This window comes from Noviherbaspirillum sp. (genome assembly GCF_035944575.1).
GTDB lineage: Bacteria > Pseudomonadota > Gammaproteobacteria > Burkholderiales > Burkholderiaceae_D > Noviherbaspirillum.
This window is the reverse complement of sequence record NZ_DASZBA010000062.1, coordinates 1-9,839: the sequence shown is the minus strand read 5'-3', so window position 1 is coordinate 9,839 and position 9,839 is coordinate 1. Positions and strand designations below refer to the sequence as shown.

9 protein-coding genes are annotated in these 9,839 nt (G+C 57.2%); 5 read left to right on the top strand and 4 right to left on the bottom strand.

Annotated elements, in window-relative coordinates; all coding sequences use genetic code 11:
- Positions 1–525 precede the first annotated feature (525 nt).
- From VGU61_RS03535 to VGU61_RS03525, 3 genes are all read right to left on the bottom strand, one after another.
- A complete protein-coding gene (locus tag VGU61_RS03535; RefSeq protein ID WP_326857720.1) occupies positions 526–1,677 on the bottom strand; it encodes an ABC transporter substrate-binding protein in 1,152 nt (383 codons plus the stop codon).
- Between the two features lie 84 nt (positions 1,678–1,761).
- Entirely contained in the window at positions 1,762–2,733 is a 972-nt protein-coding gene (locus tag VGU61_RS03530) for a shikimate kinase (protein ID WP_326857719.1), read from the bottom strand.
- 33 nt (positions 2,734–2,766) lie between these two features.
- Complete coding sequence (locus VGU61_RS03525) at positions 2,767–4,659, bottom strand: feruloyl-CoA synthase (protein ID WP_326857718.1); 1,893 nt, start codon at positions 4,657–4,659, stop codon at positions 2,767–2,769.
- A gap of 202 nt (positions 4,660–4,861) precedes the next feature.
- Here VGU61_RS03525 and VGU61_RS03520 point away from each other — a divergent pair, with 202 nt between their 5' ends.
- Complete coding sequence (locus VGU61_RS03520; protein WP_326857717.1) at positions 4,862–5,626, top strand: SDR family NAD(P)-dependent oxidoreductase; 765 nt, start codon at positions 4,862–4,864, stop codon at positions 5,624–5,626.
- Between the two features lie 59 nt (positions 5,627–5,685).
- Here the strand turns inward: VGU61_RS03520 and VGU61_RS03515 are convergent, their stop codons facing one another.
- Positions 5,686–6,528 (bottom strand): phytanoyl-CoA dioxygenase family protein, encoded by an 843-nt coding sequence (locus VGU61_RS03515; RefSeq protein WP_326857716.1) that lies wholly within the window; start codon positions 6,526–6,528, stop codon positions 5,686–5,688.
- A gap of 760 nt (positions 6,529–7,288) precedes the next feature.
- Between VGU61_RS03515 and flhD the strand changes: the two genes are divergently transcribed.
- From flhD to motA, 4 genes are all read left to right on the top strand, one after another.
- On the top strand, positions 7,289–7,606 hold the full coding sequence (gene flhD, locus VGU61_RS03510) for a flagellar transcriptional regulator FlhD (protein WP_326857715.1): 318 nt from the start codon (positions 7,289–7,291) through the stop codon (positions 7,604–7,606).
- 45 nt (positions 7,607–7,651) lie between these two features.
- Positions 7,652–8,209, top strand: coding sequence for a flagellar transcriptional regulator FlhC (flhC, locus tag VGU61_RS03505; protein ID WP_326857714.1), 558 nt, complete (start codon positions 7,652–7,654; stop codon positions 8,207–8,209).
- Between the two features lie 38 nt (positions 8,210–8,247).
- Complete coding sequence (locus tag VGU61_RS03500; RefSeq protein ID WP_326857713.1) at positions 8,248–9,027, top strand: class I SAM-dependent methyltransferase; 780 nt, start codon at positions 8,248–8,250, stop codon at positions 9,025–9,027.
- 161 nt (positions 9,028–9,188) lie between these two features.
- Positions 9,189–9,839, top strand: a 651-nt coding sequence (gene motA, locus VGU61_RS03495; protein WP_326857712.1) for a flagellar motor stator protein MotA, incomplete at its 3' end; no start/stop codon positions are given.

Genomic DNA, 9,839 nt, shown 5'->3' with positions numbered 1-9,839 from the left:
GTGAGAACAATCTGACGAACGTGTTGGGCGGCGTCGTTATCTCATGTCCTGAATGCAAACAGACCGGCGGAGTGCAACGTCCGGATTTTCAGTAAGGCTCTGCACTTAAAAAATGAGCAGGCGCACCTCGAAAGGTCTGGTTCCAGCAATGCACACTTTTTCGGATCGACCAACGTGCGTGGTCACTGTCAACATTTGAAAAACCGCTCGCTGCGCAATTTCCATGGGCTGCGTCGGCTGGTTGACGAATAGCGACGAAGCAAACGCGTAGAGAACGACAAGCTTCGTCCAATACGGCGCTATCGGCCCGCGCAGCTGATGTTATGGTTTTTCGATCCTGAAGAGTGTGGAAACAGCCAAGTAACCAAGAGCAGACCATGAAGGAGGGTTAGGGAGATGGCGTCGCCCTGAGTCGCAGGGCGCAGCGCTCCCCGGCTTGGATGTCCGCTAACAACGCAAAAACAAAAGCCCCATGCATGGGGCTTTTGTTCTTCATCACCGGATGCCGGCACATCGGCCGTTACTTTACTTGGAGTCCAATAGCTTCCAGTCGCCGTTTTCAACACGTACCAGAACGCGTGAGCGGGCATCATGGCCGAAATGATCGGTCGATGTCATATTGAACACGCCATGCGTACCGACGATTTCGCGCTGGCTTTCCATGCCGTCACGCAGTGCCTGCCTGAATTCCGGCGTTCCCGGCTTTCCTTTTTTCAATGCAGCAGGTGCGGCTGCGGCAAAGAGCAGGTAAGCATCGTACGCATGAGCACCGAAGGAGGAGAACGATCCCGGGCCGTTCTTCTCTTCGTATCTCTTGACGTATTCCAGCCCGACCTTTTTCGATGGGTGGCTGTCAGGAAGCTGGTTGGCGATGACGACAGGCCCGACCGGCAGAATCGTGCCCTCGACGGCCTTGCCGCCGACCCGGATGAATTCCTTGGTTGCAGTTCCGTGCGTCTGATAGATCTGGCCCTTGAAGCCGCGGTCAAGCACGGCAAGCTGGGGCATCGCAGATGGGGTGCCCGACGCGACCACAAGGATGGCGTCAGGCTTCGCCGAAACGAGTTTCAACGCTTGCGCGGTCACACTGGTGTCGGTCCGGTTGAATCGCTCGACGGCGATAAGTTTGATGCCAGCCGCTTCCGCCGCCTTGGTCATTTCGCTCAGCCAACCTTCGCCATAGCCATCGGTATAGCCGATGAAGCCGAGTGTTTTGACGTTATTGGCTTTCATATGCTGTGCCAGTGATTGGGCCATCACGGCGTTGTGCTGCGGAACACGGAAAACCCAGGTGTTCTTCGGTCCGGTCACTTCGATCGGCGCCAGTGCGACCTGCGGCGTCTGAGTTTCGTTTGCAATCTCCGCCACGGCTAGAGCGGGCGGCACCGATGAGGAACCGATTATCAGATCTACATTGTGCTCCGCAACGAATTTGCGGGCATTCTTGCTTGCCTGTGTCGGGTCGGTTCCATCATCGAGGACGATAAAGTTGATTTTCTCGCCTTCGATGGTGGTCGGAAAAAGCGCAACGGTATTGCGCTCCGGGATGCCAAGTGCAGCTGCCGGTCCGGTGGCGCTGACGGTGATGCCGATATTGATGTCGGCAATAGCCGGCGTGCCCCAGGCAGCGAGAGACCCGAGCATAACCAGCACGCTTCGTTTCAACTTCCTATCCATGTTTCCTCCAGCGTAATGTAGTTGATATGGGATTCGAAAAAGGCCGAAAAGGCCCGGTTGTTGCAACGACGTGATACCGGTAATTCAACGCTCCTGTGAGTTATGTTTCGCCATCAACCTCAAGATTTCCTCTACCGATGCATCGATCGACTTTCCGGTCGTGTCGATGCATGCGGGTGCCAAAGCGTACAGGTTTTCCCGCGCGCAGAGCGATTGCGTGATGTTCTCCATTGCCTCCCGTTTGAGTTGATCGTTGGCGATACGTACATCATGCTGAGCCATCACCCGCCGGAAGTGTTCTTCGGGATCGGCACGCAGCCAGACGCAGTAAAACGAATGGAGCAGCAGCTCATAGGTGGACGGTTCGGTGACGATGCCGCCGCCGGCGGCCAGCACAAACTCCGGGTAAGTGGAAATCACCCGTTCAAGGCAGCGCCGCTCCAGGCGACGGTAACCTGGCTGGCGGTAGATCAGAAACACCTCGTTGAGACTGATGCCGGCTTCCGCCTCGATTTCCTTGTTGAGTTCGATGAAAGGAATCGAGAGGCGTCGTGCGAGAACCGGACCAAGCGTGGATTTTCCTGCGCCACGCAAGCCGAGCAGGGCGATGCGGCGGGATCGTTGCACTTGAGCTTCCTGTTCGTCCTGCACCTCGTGGATCAGCATGCGCCTGATTTCGCCCAGCTTTTCATGTGACTGGCGTTTCAGAAGCTCGACGATGAGTGCATAGTCGGCACCATAACCGTCGGTATCTGCAACCAGGTTTTCAATCGGGAGATTGAGAGCAAGCGCCAGCCTGTGCAGGACGCCGATGGATACATTGCCGTCGCCTTTTTCCACGCGCGACAAATAGGGAAGTGAAATGCCGGATTTGGCGGCAAGCCGCTTGCGCGAAAGCGCGCGAGCAGCACGAGCGGCGCGTACCCGCTGACCGACGCGCGCTGCAAGATCCGTCGCGTTTTCAGATAAAGTATCGGCGGGTTGTTCGCCGGTGTCGGATGATCCCGGGAAGTCATCGGCATCAGGCACGCTTGCGTCGGTCGGTAGTGTTGGCATTCGTGAGCGCATAAAGTTTGATTGCTTGCATATTTATGACAGTGCAATGACGTCGGCGTCCGGCACAGCGGCATGTATCCTGTCGACCAGTTGCGCGCGCCGCCGCAGCACCGCCGCCTGGTTAATATAGCCCTTGTCCGTGATCTCGTTGCCATCGACCGACGGGGCATCGGTCATGACGATTGCGCGTTGTGGATAGTTCGACGTGCCTGCCCAATTCCGCTTCATTGCCATCATGCCCTTTTCGATATGGCTCCTGACCACAGGATGCGATACCACATCGGTCATCGGAGTATCCGGCGCGAGACCCGCCAGCTGCCGGCACGCAGCCGCATTGGGGAAAATCAGGAAGCCGACGAAATCGCGGTCGTGCCCGGTAATGACGATGTCCTGCACGATCGGCGCCAGTGCTTCGATGCCGCCGACGCGCAGTTTGCCGGTATTGACCCAGGTGCCGCTGCTGAGCTTAAAATCTTCCGCTACGCGGCCATCGAAGAGGAGGCCTAATTCGGGCTGGTCGCTGTCGACAAAGCGCACTGCGTCACCGATGCGATAAAACCCATCGTCGTCGAATGCTGTTTGCGTCAGTTCCGGTTGCTTGTAATAACCCGGCGTCACGTTGGGTCCCTTCACGCGAACTTCCAGCTTCTCTCCATTCGGCAGCAGCTTGAGCTGCACGCCGGGAATCGGCAGGCCGATGACGCCCGAGCGGGCCGCCTGATAGTTGCAATGGGTCGCCAGGGGGGCGGTCTCTGTCGATCCCCACGACGTCACCATCGGTACCGGATGGCCCAGCTCTTCTGTGGATAGTTCGATCAGTGCGTCCCACAGGGTTTGCGGCAATGCGGCAGCGGCGTAAAAAATGATCTGCAGCCGGGAAAAGAATTTGCGGCGCAATTCCCTGTCGGCGCGCAAGGCCGGAACCAGCATATCGAATGCACGAGGGACATTCAGGTAGAGGGATGGGGAAACATCCTGCAGATTGCGTAGGCTGGCGTCGAACATGCCGGGCATCGGTTTGCCGGAATCCAGGTACAGGGTGCCGCCATTCTTCAAGATCAGATTGAAATTATGATTGCCGCCGAAGGTATGGTTCCACGGCAGCCAGTCCAGAAGGATGGGCGGCGAATCCTTCATGAACGGCCATAGCTGTGCCAGTCCTTGCTGAGGCGCGCACAGCATGCGTTGAGTGTTGATCACGCCTTTCGGGTCCCCCGTGGAGCCGGAAGTGAAAAGAATCTTCGCCACCGTGTCCGGGCCGACTTGTGCGTATGCATCAGCGACGGCTTCGTCATCAGCGTAACTCAGTAAATCGGCGAAAGGCAGCATGTCCGGCGAGGACGCGGATGCAGGCTGTCCTACGGACGGTATGGAGTATCCCGAGATCACCAACGGCGCGGTATGGAGGTCCCTTATGGATGCCAGTGCGGCTGCATACCGGACCGGATCGGCGACATAAATCAGTCCGGGGTCGAGCAGGGTAATGAGTGTTTTCAACTTCGCGTGATCTTGCGAGACCAGCGAATAGGCAGGGGAGAGGGCGGAGTAGGGAATGCCGACATGCAGGCACGCGAGCATCAGCAGCGCATGCTCGATGCTGTTATCCGACAGCACAACCACCGGATGGTCCGGCCCTGACCGTCCATCCTTTAACAGCCAGGCAGCGATGCGGTGGACCTGCGTTAATGCCTGGGCATAGGTGAGGCCGGTCCACTGCCCGGTCGCGTCGCGTTCCTGAAGAAAGAGCCGCTCAGGCTCAAGTCGAGCCCATCGTTCCAAGTCATCGCCGATGCAGCGTCCATAGTCTTCCAGTATATGCGGCGATTCAAGTAGTACCGCACCGTCGGCGCGTTGGGTGACAGACATCCGCGGCTTCGCGAACAGCAAGCCAGTGTCTCGCGTGATGTTTCCCATGTTGATCTGCATCCTTGCCTCCGTCCTTCATGCTTTTGTTTCGGCACCCCAAACAGGTCTTCAATTCGGTTGTATGAAATACTATATGCAATTTTCTAAGAAAAATAAACTATAGTTTCATATTTTCGGATTCTGGTTTATTCTCATGCCCATACACCTTCCTCGCGACTCGACTCAGCTCTCGATCTTCCACTTGGCCTGAAAGGAAAGCATGATGAATATCAATCGAAAAGCCGCTCTCGTGACAGGCGGGGCTTCTGGTCTCGGCGCGCAAACTGCGCGCGAGCTCGCCGGAGCAGGAGTCAGAGTTACGATCCTTGATGTCAATATGGAATCGGCCGAATCGCTGGCCCACGAACTGGGGTGCTTCGCCGTGCGATGCGACATTTCCGACAGTGCGAGCGTGGCGCGGGCAATCGCTGCGGCCCGGAATGAGTATGGTTCCGCGCGTATCGTGGTGAATTGCGCCGGGATAGGCGGTACGGGGCGCCTTTTGAGAAAAGATGGCAAGCCCATGGCGCTGGATGACTTCAGCCGTGTCGTGCAGGTCAACCTTATCGGCACCTTCGATGTGATACGACAGGCTGCGGCGGACATGCTGACTTTGGAGCCGATGGCGGACGGTGAGCGCGGCGTGATTATTTCCACGGCTTCCATTGCCGCCTATGAGGGGCAGATCGGACAGGCTGCTTATGCCGCCTCCAAAGGCGGGTTGGTGTCGATGACGCTGCCGCTGGCACGCGATCTTGCCCAATTCGGTGTGCGGGTCATGACGATCGCGCCCGGCCTCTTCATGACGCCTCTGATGCAAACCTTGCCGGAATCGTTACAGGAGTCGCTTGCGGCTTCAGTGCCTTTTCCCAAGCGACTGGGCAAGCCGGAGGAGTTCGCCGCCCTGGTGCTGCATGTTGCCGAGAATCTGGCGCTGAATGGGGAAGTGATACGGCTTGACGGCGCATTGCGCCTTGCCCCCCGCTAGCAGGCTGTGTAGAAGCGCCTGCCAGCGGTATTCATGGAATAGAAGACAACAGCGCTTTCTCAAACACCCATCGTCAGGCCTTCGATCGTGTGCGCCTGTACGATAGGCTCCGGACGATCGACGATACGGCAGGTGAGGTGGCTGCGGACCTGTTCAGGCAGGCTGTTCCAGTAAGCCTTGGTGACCTGCATATCGTGATGGTCGGCGTTGCGCGCATCCGGCGCGTCCACGCCAAGTACGAACACCGGGCGCGACTTGTCGGAGCGGTTTGCGGTGCCACGGTGAATGGTGAGGGCGGAACGGGCCGAGATGTCGCCCATCTTGGGCATCTTGCGCTGCGCGCGTGCTTCATAACGATGGTAGTAGGACTTCGGCGGGAACATGCCTTTTTCGCAACCGCAGTTGCTCAAGTCGTCCCACTGCGTGCCGGGCGCAATCTCGAACGGCCCCATATCTTCATATACATCCACCGTAGTCAGGTTGAATGCCAGCGAATTAAGGCGGCGCCCCTTCGACGTCGCGTCAGGCATGGCGAAGTCGCGATGCCATGGCTGGTTCGCCGCACCGGGTCCGGGCACATCGAATCCGGCTTCAACGATACGGTAGTCCGGGCCAAGCACGGCCTCGCAGACCGCGACCACCCAGGGGTGGGTGACGAGGTCGACAAATCCACGGATCCGTTCGGGATGCACTTCCACGTAAAACCGATTCGGTCCACGGTTCAGTGCGCCGCCCGGGCGCTGCAGCGCCTCCTGGAACAGCACATCGATATCTTCACGCAGTCGCTGCACCCATGACCGGTCGAAAGCGCCTTTGCATCCGATGATGCCGTCGCCGTAAAGTCCGCCAAGGATATTTGCGGTGTCGAAGTGGTCTGCCTGCGGTTGTAGCACTGCGCTCATCTGTTCATCCTGTTCCGTTGAAAGTAGGTCAAGAGCCCGGTTGGTGCACCGGCCGTTGTCAACCTACAAATGGCCATCATTAAATGCTCCACCAGTGAGCGGAGCGACGAGACACGACAGACCAGCGCCGGGCGGGAAAGTGCCGTGCGGCACAAGGAATTTTTGATTGCAAATGCGGAAGTAGCGTGGTTGTCAAGGGAAAGAGTCCCTTTTGATGCCTGGGCGACCATTGAAAGTTGCATCATAGATACAGTTTGTTACTGATTAGAAGCAACTTTTTAAAAATATTTTGTTCGAACCCTCAAGTTGATTTTTTTGCGGTCGTATACAGACTCAGGCGACAAGCGTCCCGAAAATTTTCGGATCGGAGCCTAAAGTTTACATTCTGGCAGTCGTTATTCCTCCCATACGCCAAAATAACGACGTGTTTACAACAGTGATATGTCAGTTTGACGAGGTAAAAACACAACATACGGGTGAATTTATTACCAAGCTTTCCCTTCTATCAATGGGTAACGCCGTGCGCCGCCACCACACTCTGGCCCGCCGCAAACCCAGTCCCCAAGCGGGTTCCCGTGCTTCGATGTAAGCGCGAGATACTTGCTGTCGGTCGTTTGTAGGACAAACGCCGACAAGCGTCGACGCTCATCGTCCGACGCAAAATACCGACGCAACCCTATTTGCTCTCCTCATGGCGGCGCGCAGAATGCATTTCATCGTCGATGCATAAATGCAAACCGGCACACAAGGGAGAGACCAAATGAATGTGAATGACATGATGTCGGAGATCCGGGACGCCAACCTCAGCTACTTGATGCTTGCGCAGCAAATGATCCGCGCCGACAAGGCGACGGCAATTTTCCGTCTTGGCATCAGCAGTGAAATCGCCGACTTGCTGGAAGCGCTGAACACCAGCCAGATCCTGAAGCTGGCAGGCACCAACATGATGCTGGCCCGTTTCCGCTTCGATGACGGCGCCATCCTCGGCATGCTCACCAACTATAACAAGGACCGTGAACTGGCGCATTCCCATGCCGCGATCCTGATGGCGGGCCAGCCGATCGAGGAAATTGTTTGAAGTCTGAATAAGTAACAGGCGTCGAACGATTAACAGGAGACAGGCATGGCGAAGAAGAGTGTGGTGACCGAAGCGCAGGAAATCCAGTTGGCGATCGAGCTGATCCGCCTCGGCGCGCGGCTGCAATTGCTGGAATCCGAAACCACATTGTCCCGCGAGCGGCTGCTGAAGCTCTACAAGGAGCTGAAAGGCGTATCGCCGCCGAAGGGCATGCTACCTTTTTCCACCGACTGGTTCATCACCTGGCAGCCGAACATACATTCGTCATTGTTTATCAATATTCATCGGTATCTGGTCGAGCACGCGCATATTTCCGGTATCGAAGCAGTCATGAAGGCCTACAAGCTCTACCTTGAGCAGGTCCAGCCCGATCCGAGCGGTGAGCCGGTGCTGTCGCTGACCCGTGCATGGACGCTGGTGCGCTTCTTCGAGAGCAAAATGTTATCCACCGCCTGCTGCAGCAAATGCACCGGCGAATTCGTCGTCCATAACCTGGATTTGAACGATCACTATGTCTGCGGTCTGTGCCATATGCCTTCCCGTGCCGGCAAAACCAAAAAGGCCAAGGAAGACGCGGCCGCATCGGCGGAGCTGCCGGCCTGATCAAGCAGGGCGCGGCAGTTTCGGAGCGGGAGTCGAAAATGGGTAAGGAAATGGCGCGGCGCAGATTGCCCGCGCTACAGGCTCTCGCAATCCAAGGCTTATCCTTTCTGATTGTGCTGGTAGTGGCCCGCGTCCTGGCAAGTCAATCGCAATTCCATCTCACCATAGGTATGGCGGCGCTGCTGCAAGGCGTGACCGCCGCCGCGGTATCGCGCCTGTGCCGAATGCCGCCGTGGTGGCTCATCTTGCAGTTCCTGTTCGCACCGGCGCTGCTCGCGGCACAGTCACTCCAACTTCCCTCCTGGATCTATCTCGCGATATTCCTTTCGCTTACGGCGTTGTACTGGAATGTGTACCGCACGCAGGTTCCCTTTTATCCATCCGGTCCGGCGGTATGGCGGGCTGTGTCGGAATTGCTGCCACCGGAGCGCGGGCTGCGCTTTGTCGACATTGGCAGCGGACTGGGCGGCCTCCCGATGCACCTGTCCGGCATTCATCGCGACAGTCATTTCGCCGGCATCGAACTTGCTCCCTTGCCATGGATAATCAGCCTGCTTCGTGGCCGGATTGCCGGCAACCGTTCCCAATTCCTGCGTGGCGACTACAACCGGCTCGACCTGTCCGCCTACGATGTCGTGTTCGCCTATTTATCGCCGGCTGCGATGCCGGACCTCTGGCGCAAGGCTCAGGCCGAAATGCGGGCCGGGACGCTGCTGCTGAGCTACGAGTTTCCGATTCCGGATGCGCCGCCCGATATCATCAAAACCACATTCGACGGCGCGCCGCCGGTCTATGGATGGCGAATTCCGCGTGCCTGACTTCAAGTAATCTCTCAAGTTTGTCGGTAATCCGCCGTAATCCAAATGGAAGCCCTTTTTAGGGGTCTTGTTCATGCAATTGGCAAGCCAGGCGGATTGATATTCTGGCGATGCATTGTCCAACATGGTTAAGACTTTAATAAAGACCGGAGCATCGTCCCTTGCTAGTCATTCTCGGATATATCATCGTTGCCGCCTCCGTATTCGGCGGTTTTGTGCTGGCCGGCGGTCACCTTACCGCGTTGTTTCAGCCTGTCGAGCTGCTGATGATCGGCGGCGCCGCGGCGGGTGCATTCTTTGTCGGTAACAACGGCAAGGCGATCAAGGCCACCTTCAAGGCCTTGCCAAGTCTGCTGAAAGGGTCGAAGTACAGCAAGGCGCTCTACATGGAACTGATGTCGCTGCTGTTCGAATTGCTCACGAAAGTCCGCAAGGAAGGGCTGATGTCAATTGAAGGCGACATAGAAAGCCCCGAGCAAAGTCCGATTTTCAGTAAATTTCCCGCAATCCTCGCAGACCACCACATCATCGAGTTCATGACGGATTACCTGCGCCTGATGGTGTCCGGAAACATGGATGCGTTCCAGATCGAGAACCTGATGGACAACGAAATCGAGACGCATCATGCGGAGGGCGAAGTGCCCGTGCATTGCATCGCCAAGCTCGGGGACGCGATGCCCGCATTCGGCATCGTCGCCGCGGTCATGGGCGTGGTGCATACAATGGCGTCGGTCGGCCTGCCGCCGGCGGAGCTCGGCATTCTGATTGCGAATGCATTGGTGGGGACCTTCCTCGGAATTCTTCTGGCCTAC